At 68.2% G+C, this 20,033-nt stretch carries 18 protein-coding genes; 9 read left to right on the plus strand and 9 right to left on the minus strand.

Annotated features, from left to right (window positions below; genetic code table 11):
* Positions 1 to 6 precede the first annotated feature (6 nt).
* Positions 7 to 1,266 carry an amidohydrolase family protein gene (locus IB223_RS00810; protein ID WP_192199808.1) on the minus strand — a complete coding sequence of 420 codons (1,260 nt, stop codon included), beginning with the start codon at positions 1,264 to 1,266 and terminating at the stop codon, positions 7 to 9.
* 128 nt (positions 1,267 to 1,394) lie between these two features.
* A complete protein-coding gene (locus tag IB223_RS00815; protein WP_192199809.1) occupies positions 1,395 to 2,816 on the minus strand; it encodes an amidohydrolase in 1,422 nt (473 codons plus the stop codon).
* A 113-nt stretch (positions 2,817 to 2,929) separates the two neighbouring features.
* Here IB223_RS00815 and IB223_RS00820 point away from each other — a divergent pair, with 113 nt between their 5' ends.
* The 4 genes from IB223_RS00820 (at position 2,930) to IB223_RS00835 (ending at position 5,442) form a co-directional block, all read left to right on the plus strand.
* A complete protein-coding gene (locus IB223_RS00820) occupies positions 2,930 to 3,706 on the plus strand; it encodes an AMP nucleosidase (RefSeq protein WP_055937943.1) in 777 nt (258 codons plus the stop codon).
* Between the two features lie 56 nt (positions 3,707 to 3,762).
* A complete protein-coding gene (locus tag IB223_RS00825) occupies positions 3,763 to 4,416 on the plus strand; it encodes a DUF695 domain-containing protein (RefSeq protein ID WP_192199810.1) in 654 nt (217 codons plus the stop codon).
* Positions 4,417 to 4,467: 51 nt separating this feature from the next.
* Positions 4,468 to 4,836 (plus strand): VOC family protein, encoded by a 369-nt coding sequence (locus IB223_RS00830; protein ID WP_192199811.1) that lies wholly within the window; start codon positions 4,468 to 4,470, stop codon positions 4,834 to 4,836.
* 66 nt (positions 4,837 to 4,902) lie between these two features.
* Positions 4,903 to 5,442: a DUF924 family protein gene (locus tag IB223_RS00835; RefSeq protein ID WP_192199812.1), complete on the plus strand. Its 540-nt coding sequence runs from the start codon at positions 4,903 to 4,905 to the stop codon at positions 5,440 to 5,442.
* Positions 5,443 to 5,614: 172 nt separating this feature from the next.
* On the opposite strand, the gene grxD is transcribed toward IB223_RS00835, so the two are convergent.
* Complete coding sequence (gene grxD, locus IB223_RS00840) at positions 5,615 to 6,544, minus strand: Grx4 family monothiol glutaredoxin (RefSeq protein WP_192199813.1); 930 nt, start codon at positions 6,542 to 6,544, stop codon at positions 5,615 to 5,617.
* Between the two features lie 65 nt (positions 6,545 to 6,609).
* On the opposite strand from grxD, the gene IB223_RS00845 reads away from it, so the two are divergent.
* Positions 6,610 to 7,422, plus strand: a complete 813-nt coding sequence (locus IB223_RS00845) for a polysaccharide deacetylase family protein (protein ID WP_192199814.1) — start codon at positions 6,610 to 6,612, stop codon at positions 7,420 to 7,422.
* Positions 7,423 to 7,934: 512 nt separating this feature from the next.
* Here IB223_RS00845 and IB223_RS00850 read toward each other — a convergent pair.
* Complete coding sequence (locus tag IB223_RS00850; protein ID WP_192199815.1) at positions 7,935 to 8,582, minus strand: SGNH/GDSL hydrolase family protein; 648 nt, start codon at positions 8,580 to 8,582, stop codon at positions 7,935 to 7,937.
* A 191-nt stretch (positions 8,583 to 8,773) separates the two neighbouring features.
* Positions 8,774 to 10,054 carry a pyridoxal phosphate-dependent aminotransferase gene (locus tag IB223_RS00855; protein WP_192199816.1) on the minus strand — a complete coding sequence of 427 codons (1,281 nt, stop codon included), beginning with the start codon at positions 10,052 to 10,054 and terminating at the stop codon, positions 8,774 to 8,776.
* A gap of 103 nt (positions 10,055 to 10,157) precedes the next feature.
* Between IB223_RS00855 and rsgA the strand changes: the two genes are divergently transcribed.
* Positions 10,158 to 11,282 (plus strand): ribosome small subunit-dependent GTPase A, encoded by a 1,125-nt coding sequence (gene rsgA / locus IB223_RS00860; protein ID WP_192199817.1) that lies wholly within the window; start codon positions 10,158 to 10,160, stop codon positions 11,280 to 11,282.
* Positions 11,283 to 11,316: 34 nt separating this feature from the next.
* Here the strand turns inward: rsgA and IB223_RS00865 are convergent, their stop codons facing one another.
* Positions 11,317 to 11,604, minus strand: a complete 288-nt coding sequence (locus IB223_RS00865) for a hypothetical protein (RefSeq protein ID WP_192199818.1) — start codon at positions 11,602 to 11,604, stop codon at positions 11,317 to 11,319.
* A 38-nt stretch (positions 11,605 to 11,642) separates the two neighbouring features.
* Positions 11,643 to 12,845, minus strand: coding sequence for a sodium/glutamate symporter (gene gltS, locus IB223_RS00870; RefSeq protein WP_192199819.1), 1,203 nt, complete (start codon positions 12,843 to 12,845; stop codon positions 11,643 to 11,645).
* A 101-nt stretch (positions 12,846 to 12,946) separates the two neighbouring features.
* Here gltS and IB223_RS00875 point away from each other — a divergent pair, with 101 nt between their 5' ends.
* Positions 12,947 to 14,185: a flavohemoglobin expression-modulating QEGLA motif protein gene (locus IB223_RS00875; RefSeq protein WP_192199820.1), complete on the plus strand. Its 1,239-nt coding sequence runs from the start codon at positions 12,947 to 12,949 to the stop codon at positions 14,183 to 14,185.
* Between the two features lie 48 nt (positions 14,186 to 14,233).
* Complete coding sequence (locus tag IB223_RS00880) at positions 14,234 to 14,878, plus strand: response regulator transcription factor (RefSeq protein WP_192199821.1); 645 nt, start codon at positions 14,234 to 14,236, stop codon at positions 14,876 to 14,878.
* A gap of 3 nt (positions 14,879 to 14,881) precedes the next feature.
* Here the strand turns inward: IB223_RS00880 and IB223_RS00885 are convergent, their stop codons facing one another.
* Entirely contained in the window at positions 14,882 to 15,796 is a 915-nt protein-coding gene (locus IB223_RS00885) for an AEC family transporter (RefSeq protein WP_192199822.1), read from the minus strand.
* 22 nt (positions 15,797 to 15,818) lie between these two features.
* Positions 15,819 to 18,461, minus strand: coding sequence for a PAS-domain containing protein (locus tag IB223_RS00890; protein WP_192201189.1), 2,643 nt, complete (start codon positions 18,459 to 18,461; stop codon positions 15,819 to 15,821).
* Positions 18,462 to 18,597: 136 nt separating this feature from the next.
* Here IB223_RS00890 and IB223_RS00895 point away from each other — a divergent pair, with 136 nt between their 5' ends.
* Positions 18,598 to 19,953 carry a dicarboxylate/amino acid:cation symporter gene (locus IB223_RS00895; protein WP_192199823.1) on the plus strand — a complete coding sequence of 452 codons (1,356 nt, stop codon included), beginning with the start codon at positions 18,598 to 18,600 and terminating at the stop codon, positions 19,951 to 19,953.
* The last annotated feature ends 80 nt before the right edge of the window (positions 19,954 to 20,033 follow it).

The raw sequence follows: 20,033 nt of genomic DNA on the forward strand, positions 1-20,033 counted from the left end.
CGTCGCTTACTTCGAATACGCCCGCGGCAGCGGGCCGGCCTGCTGCAGGTAACGGTCGCGCAGCTCGGTCTGGCGCGAGCGCATCGGGATCGCGCGCCCACCCAGCCACACCTGCTCGGCGGTGTTGACCACGTCGAGCGGATCGCCGCTCCACAGCACCAGGTCGGCCAGCTTGCCCGGTGCGATCGTACCCACCCGGTCGCCCACGCCGAATGCCTCCGCCGGCACCCGGGTCAGCCCGGCCAGGCCGTCTTCCCAAGGCAATCCGTTGGCCACCGCGTTGCCCGCCAGCTGGCGGATCTTGCGCGCGTTGTGCGAGGCATCGCCGGCCTGGGAGAAACTGACGCCCACGCCCGCTGCATCCAGCCGCGCCGCATTCTCCAGCGTGGCGCCGATCTGGTCGAAGTCGGCCGGCAGGTCCGCGAGTGCATCCACGAACACCGGCACCTTCGCCTGCGCGAGTTGGGGCGCCAGCTTCCACGCCTCCGCACCCCCGGCGATGGCGATGCGCACGTTCTCGCGCTGCGCCCAGCGCAACAGCTGGCGGATGTCCGCCGCACGGTTCACCTGCACGACGATGCGGCCGTTGCCGGCGAGATAGCGCGCCAGCGTGGCGCGGCCGGCTGGCGTCAACAACGCATGCGGCGAATCCACCGGCACGCGACCGCGCGCCTCGGCCACCATCTGGTCCAACAGCATCCATTGCGCCGCGCGCGACTTGCCGCTCAGGTCGGACGCGCCAGCGCCCAACCGTACGAACAGCGCACGCGGGCCGACCGGGTCGGCGCTGCCGTCCAGCCGCACCACGCCCCCCTGTCCGGCGATGAAGGAACCGCCCGTCGACGCCGCCAGCAGGGTAAAGCCGATGCCCTCCACGCGCGTCACCGGGATCACCACCGATGCCGGGTTGTACGCCAGCGTCACGTCGAACTCCGGCCGCATGGGCTGATCGGTCAACGTCACGGCCGCATCGACCGTGGACGCTTCGCCCGACACTTCTTCCACGCCGATCTCGGTGATGCCACCGAAGAACGCCGGCGTCAGCGGACGGCCGTTGGCATCCACCACCGTCGCACCGGCGGGCGCCGCGATGCCATTGCCGACCGACTGCACCACGCCGTTGCGCACCAGTACATCTGCATTCTTCAGGGTGCCCTGTGCCCCGGCGGTGTGCACGGTGGCGTTGCGAATCAGGACGTCCTGGGCGAAGGCGGCGAAGGATGTAGACGCCAGTGCAGCCGTCAGCACCGCCGCCCTCGCCGTCATCCCAGCGAATGCTGGGATCCATTTTGCTTTGGTTCTTGCTGCTGCTTCTGCTTTCGGTCCAAGTGGCAGGAGCCAAATGGATCCCAGCGTGCGCTGGGATGACGGCAGGGACGTACGACGGACGCGCTTCACGGCATCACCTCCTGGCCCAGCATGAAGTCCGACACCGGTTGCCTGCTGCGGTCGTTGCGGTCGTAGATGCGCGCGCCGTCGATGTAGACCTGCTCGGCCTTGGCGTACACGCTGAAGGGGTTCTGGTTCCACAGCACCACGTCGGCCATCTTGCCGGCCTCCAGCGTGCCGGTGCGCTCGGCGATGCCCAGCGACTTCGCTGCGTTGCTGGTCACCCAGCGGATCGCGCGCTCCGGCGCGATGTCGCCCATGCCGGCGCGGCGTGCGTTCGCCATCACCTTGGCGGCTTCCTGGTTGAGGCGCTGGATGCCTTCGTCCGAATCCGAATGCACGATGGCGCAGCTGTTGGCGGGCCGGTCCACCAGCGCGATGTTTTCCTGGATGCCATCGAAGGCCTCCATCTTGAAGCCCCACCAGTCGGCCCACAGCGCGCCGCAGACGTTCTCCTGCGCCAGGCGGTCGGCCAGCTTGTAGGCCTCCACGCCATGGTGGAACGCGGCCACCTTGAAGCCGAACTCCTTCGCCAGGTCGAGCATCGTGGTCATTTCATCGGCGCGGTAGCAGTGGATGTGCACCAGGATCTCGCCGTTGATCGCACCCGCCAGCGTGTCCAGCTTCAGGTCGCGCTTGCCGCCGGCATCGCCACCGCTGTCGGTGCCTTCGCCGCCACTGGCGCGTTCCCACCAGCGCTTCCGCTTCGGCTGCTGCGGCTTGGGTGCGTTCTTCTTCAGGTATTCGCTGGCATCGATGAAGGCCGCGCGGTAGCCGGCCACGTTGCCCATGCGCGTGGCCGGGCCGGCCTTGCCGCCGTACACGCGCTTGGGGTTCTCCCCGCAGGCCATCTTCAGGCCCCACGGCGCACCCGGGAACTTCATGCCCTGGTAGCTGGTGGACGGCACGTTCTTCAGCGTCACGCCGCGGCCGCCGACCAGGTTGGCCGAGCCGGGCAGGATCTGCATCGACGTCACGCCGCCGGCGAGCGCGGTGTGGAAGCCCGGGTCCTGCGCCCAGATCGAATGCTCGGCCCACACGTTCGCCGTCACTGGCGCCGTCATTTCGTTGCCGTCGCTGTGCGCCTTCACGCCCGGGCTGGGATACACGCCCAGGTGCGAATGCACGTCGATCAGGCCGGGTGTGACCCACTTGCCCGTCGCGTCGACGCGCGTGGCGCCTTCCGGTGCCGACAGGCCGCGGCCGACCGCCGCCACCTTGCCGTCGGCGAGCAGCACGTCCGCACCGTCCAGGCGCTCGCCGGTGCCGGTCAGCACGGTGGCGTTGGCCAGCAGCACGGGCCCGGAACCGAGCGCCCGGTAGGTGCTGGGGTACGGGTCCTGGGTGAAACGGGAGGCGGGCGTGGCGGCATGGGCGCCACTCCCCGACGCAGCCAGGACCAGCCCGGCCAACAAGGTCATTCGCATGGTGTATCCCCTGGAAGAGAAGCGAAACCTAACCGGCCCGGGCGCACTCTGCCAAGTGCGCGCGTCGCAGTCGTGCCAGAATCGTCGCAAACAACAAAAAGAAGAGGAGCCCCATGAAAGACAAGAGCGAAATCGTCGACAACTGGCTGCCGCGCTACACCGGCGTGCCGCTGGACCAGTTCGGCGAGCACGTGCTGCTGACCAATTTCGGCGGCTACCTCAACGTGTTCTCGCAGCTCACCGGCGCGCCCATCGTGGGCCTGGACCGGCCGATGGCCAGCGCCACCGCCGATGGCATCACCATGATCAACTTCGGCATGGGCAGCCCCAACGCCGCCACCATGATGGACCTGCTGTCGGCCATCATGCCCAAGGCGGTGCTGTTCCTCGGCAAGTGCGGCGGGCTGAAGCGCAAGAACCAGTTGGGCGACCTGGTGCTGCCCATCGCGGCGATCCGCGGCGAAGGCACCAGCAACGATTACCTGTTGCCGGAGGTGCCCGCGCTGCCGGCGTTCGCGCTGCAGCGCGCGGTCTCCACGATGATCCGCGACCTCGGCCACGACTACTGGACCGGTACGGTCTACACCACTAACCGCCGCGTCTGGGAACACGACGTCGCGTTCAAGGAACGCCTGCGCGCGATGCGCTGCATGGCCATCGACATGGAAACCGCCACCGTCTTCGCCGCCGGCTTCGCCAACCGCATCCCCGTTGGCGCCCTGCTGCTGGTCAGCGACCAGCCGATGATCCCCGAAGGCGTGAAGACCGAAGCCAGCGACGCCAAGGTCAGCTCGTCATTCGTGGAGAACCACATCACCGTGGGGATCGAGGCGCTGAAGCTGATCCGGCGGAACGGGAAGTCGGTGCGGCATTTGCGGTTTGATGAGTAGCAGCGTCGAACACCGCCAATGACACGAGGTCGCATCGGCGAATGAGGAACAGGGTGGTGAAGAATGACGATGTCAGCGTGATGTTCCTTTGCAGGCATGCCGTCATGGCGGGATTGCTTCTGTGCGGGGTGCTTCCCGTGAAAGCGGGCAGCACCACCGGCATGGAATCCCGCACCCCTGTCGACGGGTCCGCAACGATGAGTGAGCCCGCGTCGTTGGCGACCCCAACCAAGCACCGGGAACCGGGCAAGGAGCAAAGACAGGTGAACGCCTCTACGCAATCCGAAGCCGGGAGCGGCGACAATCAGCAGTGGCTTCTGCTCCGCTCGCTGACGAAGAGCCGCCCCCATTTCGTGGGCGTCATGCCCGCGCTTCCACCGGCCGACGTGCGGGCCGCGTTCCCGCATCGCATCACGATCGTGGTCGCCTACGAAGAGGATGAGAAGGGCTTGCCCCTCTACGCCGACGATCTGGAGGCGCTAAACGGACTGGAGGACGACATCCGTGAATGGGATCCGGACCGGCGCGTGTTCCTCAATGCAGCGCGAAGCACCGGGCTGGGAGAACGGCGCTGGATTCTGTACGCCTCGGATGTCGCTGCGATGGAAGCGCTGGTGCCGGAGAACGACTTCATGGATATCTCCGCCGAGCACGATCCGGAATGGTCGGAGATCGCGGCCATTCTCGCCGGGATTCCGAAGGCCCATTGATCCGGTCGAACGTCGTGCATTATCCGTGAACCAGACAGCAGGGCAGGCCGGATGAACCTCGACACGATCGAAATGAAAGCCTTCGTCCCCGCGAAGGATCTCGCGGAGTCGATCGCCTTCTACGAAGCGCTGGGCTTCGAGGCGATCAGGGAGTCGGACGAACTGGCCTATCTCCGCCATGGCAGCACGGCCTTCCTGCTGTCGCAGTTCTACCTACGCGAGCATGCGGAGAATTTCGTGATGCACCTGCTGGTCGCGAATGCGGACGACTGGCACAGGAACGTCGAGGCGTCGGGTGTCGTCGAGAAATTCTTCGTGCGCCTCAGCCTGCCGGACGATCGGCCGTGGGGCATCCGGGACTTCACCCTCATCGATCCCACCGGCGTGCTTTGGCGGATCGGGCATGTCATCGCGGGCTGATGCGCGATACTCCTTCCGGACCGAGTCCGCTTTCCCGATCGCCGTGATCCGAACACGAGCCAGCGCATGAACGAATCCAATGACGTCATCACCTTCTGGCGCAACGCCGGTTACGAGAAGTGGTTCGCCAACGACGATGCATTCGATGCCGAGTTCGACCAGCGGTTCCGCGGGCTGCACTTCCGTGCGGCGCGGCGGGAGCTGGAAGGATGGATGGGCGATGCCGGGGGTGCGCTGGCGTTGGTGCTGCTGTTGGACCAGTTCCCGCGCAACTGCTTCCGGCAGAGCGCGCATTCCTACGCCACCGACGGGCTGGCGCGACACTACGCCGCGCGTGCCATCGAGGCGGGCTTTGACGCGCAGGTCGATCCGGCGCTGAAGATCTTCTTCTACATGCCGTACGAGCATTCCGAAGCGCTGGAGGACCAGCAGCACTCGCTGGACCTGTTCCGCGCCATCGGTGACGAGAACTACCTCAAGTACGCCCAGCTGCACTACGACCTGATCGCCCGTTTCGGCCGCTTCCCGCACCGCAACGAGGCGATGGGGCGCACATCGACGCAGGAAGAGCGTGACTACCTGGCGGCGGGCGGGTTCGCCGGGTGACGTAGGGTGGGCCCCGGCCCACCGTCGCGACGCAGCGTGACAGCATGACCCTGCCAAGGTTTTGACCTTCCGTGGTGGTGGGCCGGGGCCCACCCAACAGGGTCGCTCCCCTACATTTGCCACGAAAAAGGCGGGCCGAAGCCCGCCTTTTCTGTGCCTGCGAAGACGCGGCTCAGTACTTGCTGATCGTGCCGTCCACATCGTCGGCCCAGGCGTTGATGCCGCCGGTGATGTTGTGGACGTTCGTGAAGCCGAGTGCGAGGAACTCTTCCGCCGCCTGCTGGCTGCGACCGCCACTGCGGCACAGGAAGGCGAGCGCCGTGTCCTTCGGCAGCGCTTCCAGGTCGGCGCGGCCGTTGCCGTCGAAGGTCTTGAAGGGCAGTTTCACCGAGGCGATGGCGCGCTCGTCGGCCGGGCGCACGTCGACCAGCAGTACTTCGCTGGCGCGGACCTTCGCATCGGCGTCCATAGGCGACAGCGCCTGCACAGGCTTGGGTGCATTGGGGTTGTCGATGGCCAGGCCCTTGCCGCGGATGTCGTCGACCCAGTCGATGGTGATGCCGTCGGCGCGGCGCGCGCTGGCCAGGTCGAACTGCACGCGCACGCCGTTGGATTCGCTGGCGATGGCGTTGGCGTCGAACTGCGCCAGCTGGAAGTTGGGCTGGAACTGCGCGTTGATCGACAGCGCCAGCGCAGCGCCCGGGCCGGCGTCGGCCACGGCGTTCTGCAGCATCTCGGCGGCCGAGGCGGTGATGGTGATCGCCGGCGGGGTGCGGTCGGGGGCTTCCAGGCCCAGCAGCGTGGCCAGTTCGCCGGAGTTGGTCATCTGTTCGATGATGTCGCTGCCGCCGACCAGTTCACCGTCGATGTACAGCTGCGGGATGGTCGGCCAGTCGCCGTAGACCTTGATGCCCTCGCGGATGTCCTGGTCGGCCAGCACGTTGACGTGGGCGTAGTCCACGCCCAGCGCGGACAGCGCGCCCACCGCCTTGGCCGAGAAACCGCACTGCGGCATGGTCGGCTGGCCCTTCATGAAGAGCACCACGCGGTTGGATTGCAGGAGGGATTCGATGCGCGAGCGCAGGGCGGGATCAAGGGACATGGCAGGTACCGGAATGCGTGAAGGGCGTGGGGAATCGGATTTTACGCCCCGTGGCATCATGGGGCATGACCACGCCGGGAACACTGCATCGTCCGCCACGCCGTCCCGGTCTGATATTGGGCCTGCTGGCGCTGTCGCAAGTGGGTGTGGCGTGGCTGTGGTGGACCTACGGGTGGCGCATCGGCGTGCCGGCGATGCTGGCGACGCACCTGCTGGTGGTGTGGGCCACGCTGTACCCGCGCGCCACCCTGTTCTGCCCGGCCCTGTCGTGCCTGCCCACCGACGAGCGCGTGGTGTGGCTGACCATCGACGATGGCCCGTCCGGGGACACTCCCGCCATGCTGGACCTGCTGGACCGGCATGGCGCGAAGGCCACGTTCTTCCTGGTCGGCGAGCGCGCGCTGGCGCAGCCGCATCGGGTGCAGGCGATCCGCGACCGGGGGCACGGCATCGGCAACCACAGCGCCAGCCATCCGGACACGCGCTTCTGGCGGCTGGGCCCGGGCGCGCTGGAGGACGAGATCAGCCGCAGCCAGTCGCTGCTTACGGCCATCACCGGGCAGACGCCGCGCTGGTTCCGCAGCGTGGTGGGCATGACCAATCCCTTCGTCGGCCTGTCGCTGAAGCGTCACGGACTGGCGCGCGTGGCGTGGAATGCGCGCGGCTTCGATGGCGTCGATTGCAAGCCGGAGCAGGTGCTGGCGCGCATCACCCGCGACATCGCGCCGGGCGCCATCGTGCTGTTGCATGAAGGCGCGGCGCATGGACACAACGTGGCGATCCTGGCGCAGTTGTTGGCGTGGCTGGACGCGCAGGGCTACCGCACGGTGCTGCCGGAAGCAGCGGCCGCACATGATGGGTTGGGCATCACCGCTTGAATCCTTCTCCCTTCGGGAGAAGGTGGCGCGCAGCGCCGGATAAGGGTCGGCGATGCAGGAAACGGCCCGATGCTCCGACCCTCACCCCAACCCCTCTCCCGATGGGAGAGGGGCTCTGATCGAGACCGCTTGAATCCTTCTCGCTCCGGAAGAAGGTGGCGCGCAGCGCCGGATAAGGGTCGGCGATGCAGGAAACGGCTCGATGATCCGACCCTCACCCCAACCCCTCTCCCGAGGGGAGAGGGGCTCTGATCGAGACCGCTTGAATCCTTCTCGCTCCGGGAGAAGGTGGCGCGTGGCGCCGGATGGGGTTGGCGATGCAGGAAACTGCCCGATGCTCCGACCTGCACCCCAACCCCTCTCCCGAGGGGAGAGGGGCTCTGATCGAAACCGCGTGAATCCTTCTCCCTCCGGGAGAAGGTGGCGCGCAGCGCCGGGTGAGGGTCGGCGATGCAGGAAGCTGCCGGATGCTCCGACCCTCACCCCAACCCCTCTCCCGAAGGGAGAGGGGCTTATGCCAGCAGGTGATGCGCGACGGGGAACGCCAGCCGCGTCCATTCGGTGTACATCGCGGCGGAAGGGTGCAGGCCATCGCCGGCGAGCATCGCTGGTTCGGCGCCACGCGCGCGACTCACGGCGGTGATGTCGACGAAGGCCACGCCGCGCTGCGCGCAGACCTCACGCGCGGCGGCGTTGTAGGCGTCCAGTTCCCGCGCGATCTGCCTGGCATCGCGGCCGGACTGCGCGGCGAACGGGGTGACGCCCCAGTCGGGAATCGACAGCACGAGTACGCGATCCGGCCGGTTGCGGGCGAAGCCGATGGCGCGCCACAGCAGTGCGGCGAACTGCGTGCGGTACTCCTCCACGTCGCGGCCGCGGTACTGGTTGTTGACGCCGATCAGCAGGGTGACGAAGTCATGCTCGCCCAGCGGTTCGGCGGCGGTGATCGCGGCGTCGAGTTCGTCGGTCGTCCAGCCGGTGGTGGCGATGATGCGCGGGTCGCCGACCAGCACACCTTCCATCCGCAACAGGCGCGCCAGCTGCATTGGCCAGCGGCCCGCTTCGTTCACCGCTTCGCCGATGGTGTAGGAGTCGCCGAGCGCGAGATAGCGCAGCTCGGTGGTGAGGGCGGTGGTGTGCGGGGCGGAGATCGTCGTCATGGGTGAATGATGCGCTCTTCGGATCCCCTGTAGGAGCGACGTGAGTCGCGACCGTGAATCCGGGCGGCCGGGTAGAGGTCGAGCACCCGAGACTTCGCCAGCGGAGTTGCGGTGCCCGCGCTCGAACAGGGACCAATGCCCGACCGTGGCGTGCGGTCGCGACTCACGTCGCTCCTACAGGGGCAACGCGCTTACGCCGCCGCTGGCCGCGACTTGCCCTTGATCGGGACCACCTTGGTGGCGGCTTCGGCGCGGCGCGACAGTGCGCGGTCGATGCGGGCGAAGACTTCGCGCATCGTCGCCGCTTCCGGCAGCAGGGTGACGCGGAAGTGGTGGCGGTACGGCACGTTGAAGCTGGAGCCCGGCACGACCAGCACGCCTTCGGTTTCCATCAGTTCCAGCGCGAAGCCGTGGTCGTCGAAGCCCTTGGCGGCATCGCCGACCACCGCCGGGAACGCATACAGCGCGCCGGCCGGGTTCACCAGCTCCAGGTGCGCGCAGGCTTCGCAGGCTTCGATCACGGCGCGGCGGGTTTCGTACAGGCGGCCGCCGGGGGCGCACAGCGCGCTGATGGTGTCGGGTCCGTTCACCGCGGCGTCGATGGCGTACTGGCCCGGCACGTTCGCGCACAGGCGCAACGCACTGAGCAGGTCCATCGCATGCAGGAAGTCGCGCACCACGTCGCCGTGGCCGGAGACCACGCCCCAACCCACGCGCCAGCCGCAGGCGCGGTGCACCTTGCTCAGGCCGCTGAAGGTGATGCATGGCACGTCGCCCGCGAGTGGCGCCACCGGCACGAAGGTCGCGCCGTCGTACAGCACCTGGTCGTAGATCTCATCGACCATCAGCAGCAGGCGATGCTTGGCCGCGATGGCGACGATGCGCTCCAGCAGCTCGCGCGAGTACGTCGCGCCGGTGGGGTTGTTCGGATTGATCAGCACGATGGCGCGGGTGCGCGAGCTGACCAGCTGCTCAATCTCGTTCGGATCGGGCTGGAAGTCGTTCTCCGGATCGCAGCGGTAGTACACCGGGCGTCCGTCATTGAGGATGGTGGCGGCCGACCACAGCGGATAGTCGGGCGACGGCACCAGCACTTCGTCGCCCGGATTGAGCAGCGCGCGCAGCGACAGGTCGATCAGTTCCGACACGCCGTTGCCCACGAACACGCGGTCCGGGTGCGCATCCGGCGTGCCGCGCTTGGCGTATGCCGAGGCGATGGCCTCGCGCGCCGAGGGCAGGCCCTGCTGGTGCGTGTACGGATCGGTGCGGCCCATGTCGTCGGCAATCGCGCGCTGCAGATGCTCCGGCGCACGGAAACCGAACGCGCCCGGGTTGCCGATGTTGAGCTTGATCAGCTTCTGCCCCTGCGCCTCCAGCTCCCGGGCTCGCCGTGCCAGTTCGCCCCGGATCTCGTAGCGGACTTCGGACAGGCGTTCGCGCGTGGCGAGCGGTTTGACGGGCGGAGTGGACATGGCGGGACCGCAGGGCTGGTGAAAGAAGGGAAGAAAGGCCAAGCTTAACGGATATTTAGCCTCTCCGGCCCTCCCGCTCCAGTGCCCGTCTAGAATCCGCCCCATGCCCGAAACCCCCGCTCCGAATGTGTCCGACGTCACCCTTCTGCGGTCGATCGGATGGCCGTATGCGGGTGCCCCGGAGGACGATGCGTGGCGGGCCGCGATGGACGCGCATCCCCAGGCCACCCCGGCGCGGGTGATCGAGCAGCACCGTTCCGGGTACGTGGTCGCCGATGCGCCCGGCATGGGCGTCAAGGCCGAGTCGCTGCCGGAGTGGCAGCGCCCCCGTTTTCCGGCGCATGAACGGCCCGCCGTCGGCGACTGGGTGCTGCTGGAGGATGCGGCGGGCAAGCGCCCGCGCATCGTCGCCCTGCTGCCGCGCCACACGGGCATCAAGCGCGGCGCGGCCGGCGAGCATTACCACCAGCAGGTGATCGCGGCGAACATCGACACCGTGTTCATCGTCTGCGGCCTGGATGCGGACTTCAATCCGCGCCGCATCGAACGCTACCTGCTGCTGGTCGGCGGCGGCGGTGCGCAACCGGTGGTGGTGCTGACCAAGGCCGACCGCACCGAGTACGCCGACGACGCGGTCGAGGTGCTGGCCGATCTGACCGCGCAGGGCGTCCCCGTGTTCACCGTCAACGCGAAGGACCCCGAGAGCGTGGCGCAGCTGGTGCCGTGGCTGGAGCCCGGCCACACCGTGGTGCTTGTCGGCTCCTCGGGCGCGGGCAAGTCCACGCTGACCAACACGCTGCTCGGCGACGAGCGGATGAAGACCGGCGAAGTACGCGAAAACGATTCGCGCGGGCGCCACACCACCACCTTCCGCGCCCTCATCCCGCTGCCGGCGGGTGCGTGCCTGATCGATACGCCCGGCATGCGCGAACTGAAGCCCACCGGTGAGGAAGACCTGGCCGACGGCGGTTTCGCCGACATCGAGGCGCTGGCGGCGCAGTGCAAGTTCCGCGACTGCTCGCACGACCGCGAGCCCGGCTGCGCGGTGCGTGCGGCAATCGAGCGCGAAGAACTGGACGAAGGCCGCTTCCTCAACTACCTCAAGCTGCGCGACGAAGTCGCCGCCGCCGCCGACAAGCTCGCCAGTCGCCTGGCCGACAAGGCAAATGCCAAAGTGCAGAACAAGGCATTGAACAAGCGGCTGACGGACAAGTACGGGAAGCGTTAGCGGCCACCGTTACCGTTATTGATTTGATGAATCGTTAGAGCTCAACGACGGCCACCGAGCCCGGAATGGTTGAGATCTGCTCAGCGAGAAAAACAGCGTCTTCCAACGTTTCTGTGTCGTCATGCGCGGCGGTGAGCATGAAGTATGGCTCTGCGCCATCACCCATGCATAGATCATCAATTGCGTCCTCGATCCTCGCCGCCTCGTGGCCAACGACGCCGACGTACTGCACGCCGTCCCGAATCCAGTCCCGGACCATCCCTGTCAACTCCGGACGAAAGCCGCTGAGCGAATGAATGACAATCTTGCGTGGAAATGTCATTGAGCTCTAAGTCCGGCGATAGTGGGGATGATGGTTGATCAATCCCACAGGTTGATGAACCCCGTGATGATCAACGCATTGCTGAAGTCGATGAAGAACGCGCCCACCAGCGGCGCCACCAGGAACGCGCGCGGCGCCATGCCGTAGCGCTCCACCAGCGTGCGCATCACCGCCATGGCATTCGCTGTGGTGCCGAGCATGAAGCCGATGAAGCCGCCGCCCATCACGGCGGCGTCGTAGTCACGGCCCATCACCCGGAACACCACGCCGCAGAACAACGCCACCAGCGCCACCTGCAGCGCCAGGTTGACCAGCAGTGGCGCGGCCAGTCCCGCCAGTTCCCACAGCTTGAGGTTCATCAGCGCCACCGCCAGGAACAGCGAGAGGCAGACGTTGCCGACCAGGTCGGTGGTCGCTACCGGCAGGCCGATCCAGCGAGTGCGGTCGTCGATGTAGCGGATCATCGCGCCGACCATCATCGCGCCGACGGTGGCCGGCAGGGTCATGCCGATGGCCTCCAGGCCGTTGCTGACCCCGGCACCCAGCCACATCGCCACCAGGATCACCACGATGCTCTTCAGGGCGGCGTGCTCGCGCGTGGCGAAGTCGGGCGTATCGCGCGCGCCCGCGGGCTCTGCCGCAGATTCGTCCGGCGCGCCCAGGCGCACGCCGCCGTACAGCTTGTGGCGGCGGATCAGCACGGTGGCCACCGGGCCACCGATCAGGCCGCCGCACAGGATGCCCGCCATCGCTGCCGCGACCGCGATGGATTCCGCGCCGGCCACGCCCGCCTGTTCGAACAGCGGCGCGAACGCGAGCCCCGTCGCCGGACCGCCGGTCAACGTGGTGGAACCGGCCAGCACGCCGAACAGCGGGTGCAGGCCGAAGCCCATCGCCACGGCCATGCCCAGCAGGTTCTGCGCGATGGCGAACGCGGTGGCGAGCAGCAGGAACACCACGACCTGCCGGCCGCTGATCTTCAGCAGCGCCACGCTGGCGTTGACGCCGATGGTGGTGAAGAAGGCGATCATCAACGGCGTCTGCAGGCTGGTGTCCAGCGTGAACAGGGTGACGTCGCGGCTGCGCGCGAACAGCACCGCCACCGCCACCACGAGGCCGCCGATCACGGGTGGGGGCAGGTTGTAGCGGGAGAACAGCGGGACCACGCGGCAGAGCGCATAGCCGAGGAAAAGCGCCAGGCCCGCGAAGGCCAGCGTCTGCACCGCATCGAGTTCCAGCACGCTGCCCCCGCACCGTTGGAAGAATGCCGAGCATAGTCGAGCGGCCGTGGTTGTGCCGGCTGTCGCGCAGGCTGGGCTACAGTGGCGGCCGGGAGGACCACATGCAGCCTGACATCGCCCATCACGCCGCGCTGGACGCGCGCCTGGTCAAGGCCGTGCGCGGCATCAAGCTGCTGAGCCTGGCCAGCTGGCCGGCCGACGTGCAGGCGCCGTTCCTCGACGGCGTGGCGCGCGGCCAGCCGCAGCTGCCGGTGATCGCTTACCCGCGGCTCGATTTCGGCGATGCGCGCCGCGAACTGGCCGCGATCGCGGTGGCGGCCGATGCCGCGCATCCGCTGGGATGCTACCTGCGCGAGTCGGTTCGCAGCTGGGACATCGCCGCGCAGTTGCTGGAGTCGCTGGGGACGCCTGCGGTGACCACGCATTCGGTCGCGCTGTTCGGCACGCCCGAGGAATGCCTGCCCGGCGACGGGCCGACCACGCGCGACGCCGCCGGCCACTTCATCGCCATCGCCAACGAACTGGACCACGAACTGCTCGCGCCGGAGGAACAGATCCCGGTGTCGGCAACGGCATTGCAGCTGCAGTTGCAGGCGGATCTGGACGACTTCTTCGATGGCCGCGTCATCACCGTGGAACTGGACCGCAACCTGATCGCCAAGGCCGCTGCGGGCGCCACCCGCATCCGCCTGCGCCACGGTGCGGCCTTCAGCGACTACGACCGCCGCCAGCTGCTGCAGCACGAGGCGCTGGTGCATTCGCTGACCGCGTTGAACGGCCGCGAGCAGGCGGTGCTGCCCAGCCTGGCGCTGGCCTCGCCGCGGGTCACCGCCACGCAGGAAGGGTTGGCCACGTTCGCCGAGCAGATCACCGGCAGCATCGACATCGAGCGGATGAAGCGCATCAGCCTGCGTATCGAAGCGGTGGCGATGGCGCTGGCCGGCGCGGACTTCATCGAGGTATTCCGCTACTTCACCGACGCGGGGCAGAACCCGGCGGAGAGTTTCTCGTCCGCGCAACGCGTGTTCCGCGGCGTGCCCACCTCCGGCGGCGCAGCGTTCACCAAGGACACGGTGTACCTGCGTGGCCTGATCGGCGTGCACACCTTCTTCCGTCGTTCGCTGCAGCAGGACCGGCTGCGGCTGTGCCGGCGCCTGTTCGCCGGCAAGATGACGTTGGAGGACGTGACCGCGTTCGAGCCGCTGTTCGACGCCGGCGTGCTGGTGCCGCCGCGCTGGCTGCCGAGCTGGGTCAGCCGCGCCAATGGCCTTGCGGGCATGCTGGCGTTCTCGCTGTTCGCCAACCGCATTCGCCTGGACCGGTTGTCGGACGACACCTAGCCACAAAGTGCTAACCGCGCCGGCGGTCGCGGATGGCACACTGGTGGCATGAGTTCGCCTGCCATCCTCGTTGCCGACGACCACCCGCTGTTCCGCAATGCGGTGATCCATGCACTGCGCGAGGCGTTGCCCGGCGCGATGGTGTCCGAGGCAGCCAGTGCCGCCAGCCTGGGCCAGGCGCTGGACGCGCGGCCGGATACCGACCTGGTGCTGCTGGACCTGAGCATGCCCGGTGCCCACGGCTTCTCGGCGTTGCTGCATGTGCGCGGTGAGCATCCCGAGGTGCCCGTGGTGGTGATCTCGTCGAACGAACACCCGCGCGTGATCCGCCGCGCGCAGCAGTTCGGCGCGGCCGGTTTCATTCCCAAGTCGTCGCCGGCCGAGACCATCGGCGAGGCGGTGATCGCCGTGCTGGATGGGGGCACCTGGTTCCCGCCGCTGACGGTGGAGCGTTCGGAACAGGATGCAGCGCTGGCCGCACGGCTGGCGCAGATCACCCCGCAGCAGTTCCGCGTACTGCTGTGCCTGGCCGACGGCCTGCTCAACAAGCAGATCGCGCACGAGCTGGGCCTGGCGGAAAACACCGTGAAGGTGCACGTCACCGCGATCCTGAAGAAGCTGGAATGCCACAGCCGTACGCAGGCGGCGGTGCTGGTGAAATCGCTGGAGCCGGAAGGGCCGCCAGTCGAGTGAGGCTCAGGCCAGCCAGGCAGGCAGCTGCATCGCCAGCGGGACGGTGGCCGCGGCGAACAATGTCTGCCACGTCACCAGCGACGCCATCAGCGGCGCATCGCCGCCCATCTGCCGGGCCATGATGTACGCGTTGGACGCGGTGGGCAGGGCCGCGTAGAAGCAGGCCGCCACGGTCACGGCGTCGCTCGCTCCCAGCCAGCGGCAGATCAGCACGGCGAGCAGCGGCAATGCGAGCAACTTCAGGGCGGAGGTTGCACCGAGCAGCAGCGGACGCACGTGGTTGCGGTTGAACTGCAGGCCGCCGCCGACGCACAGCAGACCGAGCGCCAGTGCCGCGTCGGCGAGGATGTCGAGCGCCGCCGCCAGCGGTACCGGCAACGGCAGGCCGCCGAGGTTGAACAGCAGGCCGGCCAGCGTGGCCAGGATGATCGGATTGCGCGCCAGCGCCCGGGCGATGCCGCGTGCGCTGGCATCGCCATGGCCCCAGGCGGCCAGCGCGACGACCGCAATGACGTTGACCACCGGCAGGCAGATCGCCAGCGCGAGCATCACCATCGCGGTGGTCTCCGGTGGGAACAGCAATGCCGCGACCGCCAGCCCGAAGTAGCTGCTCGGCCGCACCGCGCCCTGCACCACCGAGGAGCGGCTGGGATCGGGCAGGCGCTTGGCGAACCGCAGCGCGAGCAGCACGAGGCCGGTCAGCAGCAGCGTGGGCAGCAGCGCGGCCAGCGACAGGTCGAGCGCGTCGGTGGCGGACAGCGCCAGCCGCGCCGTGCCAACGAACAGCAGCGCGGGGAAGGCGACGTAGAAGGAGAACCACTCCATCGCTGGGAACAGGCCCTCGGGCACGCGGCGCATCCGTCGCAGCGCGGCGCCGAGCAGCACGATGGCGAGGACGGGAATGACGTAGGTCAGCATCGGCACGGCATGCGAGGGTCCCTCAGCGCGCGCGGCGCACGTGGAGTTGGGTCATCAGTGCGCGTAGCGCCGCGGGTTTCACCGGCTTGGCGAGGAAGCCCCAGCCGCGCTCCAGCGCCAGCGCCCGCAGTGCCTCGTCGCGCTCGGCGGTCACCAGGATCACCGGCGGCGCGCTGCCCCAGCGTTCGCACAGGCGCGCATACAGCGTCGGCCCCTCGGTGTCGCCCAGTCGCACGTCGAGCAGCAGGAGATCGGGTGCCTGGTCCGGCACGGCCGCTGCCATCGCGTCGTCGGGACCGGACGCAAGGTCCACTTCGCACTCCCAGCGCAGCAGCAGCGCGCGTGTGGCTTCGCAGACACGCGGGTCGTCGTCCACGCACCATACGCGGCGACCGCGCAACGGCGAGCCATCGTCGATGTCATCGAGCATCGGCAACGCTTGCGCTGTCGTGGCATTGGCCACGCCGCGCGGCAGTTCCACCCAGAACACGCTGCCCCGCCCCAACTGCGACCGCAGGCCGATGCGGTGGCCGAGCACGCGGCCGATGCGTTCAACGATGGCCAGCCCGAGGCCGGCGCCGCGATCGTTCACCACCCCGTCGTTGAGGCGGCGGAACTCTTCGAAGATCTCCGCCTGCAGGCTTTCCGGGATGCCGGGCCCCTGGTCGTGCACTTCGATACGCACCTGTCCGCCGCGCCGACGTACACCGAGCAGCACGCGCCCGCGCGGCGTGTAGCGGATCGCGTTGGACAGGAAGTTCTGCAGGATGCGGCGCAGCAGGGCTTCATCGCTGCGCACGATGATGCTGGTCGGAATGCACGCAAGCGCCAGGCCGCGTTCGCCGGCGACCATGCCGAACTCGCGCGCCAGCGTTTCCAGCAGCGGCGCCAGGGCGAAGTCGCGCACGCGCGCCGGCAGCGTGCCCGATTCCAGCCGGGCGATGTCCAGCAGGCTGTTGAGGATGGCGTCCTGTGCGGTCAGTGCATTGTCCACGTGGTCGGCGATGCGGCGGGCTTCGTCGTCGTGCAGCCGCCCGCGCAGTGCCGACACGAACATGCGCGCGGCGTTCAGCGGTTGCAGCAGGTCGTGTACCGCCGAGGCGACGAAGCGCGTCTTGTAGCGGTTGGCGTTCTCCGCCGCCTGTGTGGCGGCGGCGAGCGCGCGCGTGCGTTCCTCGACGCGGCGTTCCAGCGCATCGGCCAGCGAGCGCAGTTCGCGGGCGGCATTCTTGTAGCTGGTGATGTCGGCGTAGCTGGTGACGAAGCCGCCGTCCGGCAACGGGTTGCCGCGGATCTCCAGCACCACGCCATCGTCCTTCTCGCTCTCGCGCATGTGCGGCTTGCCGCTGCGCAGATGGTCCAGCCGGCGCTGGATCGCCTCTTCAACCGGTCCGGGCCCGAGCAGGCCGCGGCGTGCGTTGTGGCGGAACACGTCTTCGATCGGGCGGCCGACATGGATCAGGTCGGGCGGGAAGCGGAACAGGTCCATGTAGCGGGAGTTCCATGCGACCAGCCGCAGGTCGGCATCGATGATGACCACGCCCTGTGGCAGGTGTTCCAGGCTGCGGCTGAGGCCGGCATCTGCCTGGCGCGCGGCTTCGACGATGCCGTCCTGCGCGGTGCGCAGTTCCTGCGCATGCTGCTGCAGCACGGCTTCCAGCTCGTCGCGGCTGCGCTGCTGCAGCAGCGCGGTGCGTCGGCGCTGCTGCATGAACAGCGCCAGGAACGCCAGCGCCAGCCAGCCTCCGCCAGCCGCGAGTGCAGCGGTGCGGCCTGCGGCGGTGATCGCCGAAGCATCGTGCAGCAGGTGCAGGTGCCAGCCTTCCTCCGGCAGCGCCATCGATTGCCACAGCACCGCACCGGCCAGCGCCGGGTCGGTGAACTGCACGCGCCGCGCGCCGGCATCCGTCGTGGACAGGTCCTGCGACTGCAGGGGCGTGAGCCTCTGCCGCGCATACTGGCGGGTGGCAGCCAGTTCGCGACGGTCGGCATCGCTCAGCGCGTTCAACGTGCGATAGCGCCATCCGTCGCGGCTGGCGAGGAAGATCACGCCGTGCGCGTCGCTGACCAGCACGATGTCCGGCGTCTGCAGCCACTCCTGCTCCAGCGCGTCCAGTTCGATCTTGATCACGACCAGGCCAGCGACGTTGCCGTCCGGGCCATTGATCGCCTGCGACAGGAAGTAACCCGGCTCGCCCGTGGTCAGTCCGATGCCGTAGAACTGGCCCCGCCCGGTGCGCAGTGCCTGCTTCACGTAGGGCCGGAAGCTGTAGTCCTCGCCCACGTTGCTGGTGGGCTCGCGCCAGTTGCTCGCGGCCACCGCGATGCCGCGACGGTCGATCAGCGTGAGCGTGGACGAACGGGTGACGCTGTTGGCGTCTTCCAGACGCTGGTTCAATGCGTTGCGGCGGACATCGTCCACCGGCCCGGCGAGCGCATCGCGAAGATCCGGATCCTGCGCCAGCACCTGCGGCAGCGTGCGGTAGCGATCGATGCGCTGCTGCAGTGCCTGCGCATGCAGGTCGAGCTGGCGGTCGAGCTGCGCGGTCTCCGCCCGCTGCGCGCGCGTGCCGGCCCAGTGGTAGGCCAGCGCCATTACCAGCAGCGCGCCGCCGAGGATCGACAGCAGTACCAGCAGGATCCGGCGGTGGCGGCGGGCGCGCAGCATGGGGCAAGTCTACGGGTGCGCCGCCGTCGGAGCGCGGGCTAGTACCAATAGGTTATCGGTGCGGCGGCGATGCGGGGGTACAACATGCCGGCCACCGATCCGGGTGGCGTCGCCATCCGTTCGGAGTTGACCCATGCACCTGGCCGATACGCCCTACACGCCGCCGCCGCGCCAGCCCCTGTACAGGCAGCTGTACTTCCAGGTGGTCGTGGCCATCGTGCTGGGCGCGCTGCTGGGGCACTTCGAGCCCGCGTTCGCCGAATCGATGAAGCCGCTGGGCGATGCCTTCATCAAGCTGGTGAAGATGATCATCGCGCCGGTGATCTTCCTGACCATCGTCACCGGCATCGCCGGCATGACCCAGCTGCGCACGGTGGGCCGTGTGTTCGCCAAGGCGATGGCGTACTTCCTGTTCTTCTCCACGCTGGCGCTGGTGATCGGCATGATCGTGGCGCACGTGGTGCAGCCCGGCGCCGGCATGAACATCAATCCGGCCGACCTGGACCAGTCCGCCGTGCAGGACTACGTGCAGAAATCGCACGAGCTGTCGCTGGTCGGCTTCTTGATGGACATCATCCCGAAGACGCTGGTCAGCCCGCTGGTCGGCGACAACATCCTGCAGGTGCTGTTCGTCGCCGTGCTGTTCGGCCTGTCGCTGGCGCTGGTCGGCGAGAAAGGCCGGCCGGTGCTGACCCTGCTGGAGGCGCTGACCACCCCGGTGTTCCGCCTGGTGCACATCCTGATGCGTGCGGCGCCGATCGGTGCGTTCGGTGCCATCGCCTTCACCATCGGCAAGTACGGCGTCGGCATGCTGGTCAACCTGGCGTGGCTGGTCGGCTCGTTCTACCTGACCTCGCTGCTGTTCGTGATCGTCATCCTCGGCCTGGTGTCGTGGTGGTGCGGGTTCTCGATCTTCCGCCTGATCCGCTACCTGAAGGCGGAACTGCTGCTGGTGCTGGGTACGTCCTCGTCCGAATCCGCACTGCCGTCGCTGATGGAGAAGATGGAGCGTGCCGGCGCGTCGAAGTCGGTGGTCGGGCTGGTCGTGCCGACGGGTTACTCGTTCAACCTGGACGGCACCAACATCTACATGACGCTGGCCGCACTGTTCATCGCGCAGGCCACCAACACCGAATTGAGCCTGGGCCATCAGATCATGCTGCTGCTGGTGGCGATGCTGAGCTCGAAGGGCGCCGCCGGTGTGACCGGTGCCGGCTTCATCACGCTGGCCGCCACGCTGGCGGTGGTGCCGGAAGTCCCGGTCGCCGGCATGGCGCTGATCCTCGGCATCGACCGCTTCATGAGCGAGTGCCGCTCGCTGACCAACTTCACCGGCAATGCCGTCGCCACGCTGGTGGTCGCGCGCTGGGAGAACGCGCTCGACCGCGACGCACTGGCGCGCGCGCTGGGCGGGCCATCCGCCCCGATTGCCGCCGCGCCGGATCCGGCCGCGGGTCCGGGCGATCCGACACGACTCACGGCCGACTGACGCCGGCCACACCACGTCTTCAGAGGAGGGACTGAAAGATGCACGATTTCAACCGACGCTCCGCCCCGTTGCGGAGCAGT

The sequence above is a fragment of the Pseudoxanthomonas sp. PXM03 genome, assembly GCF_014852005.1.
Taxonomy (GTDB): domain Bacteria; phylum Pseudomonadota; class Gammaproteobacteria; order Xanthomonadales; family Xanthomonadaceae; genus Pseudoxanthomonas_A.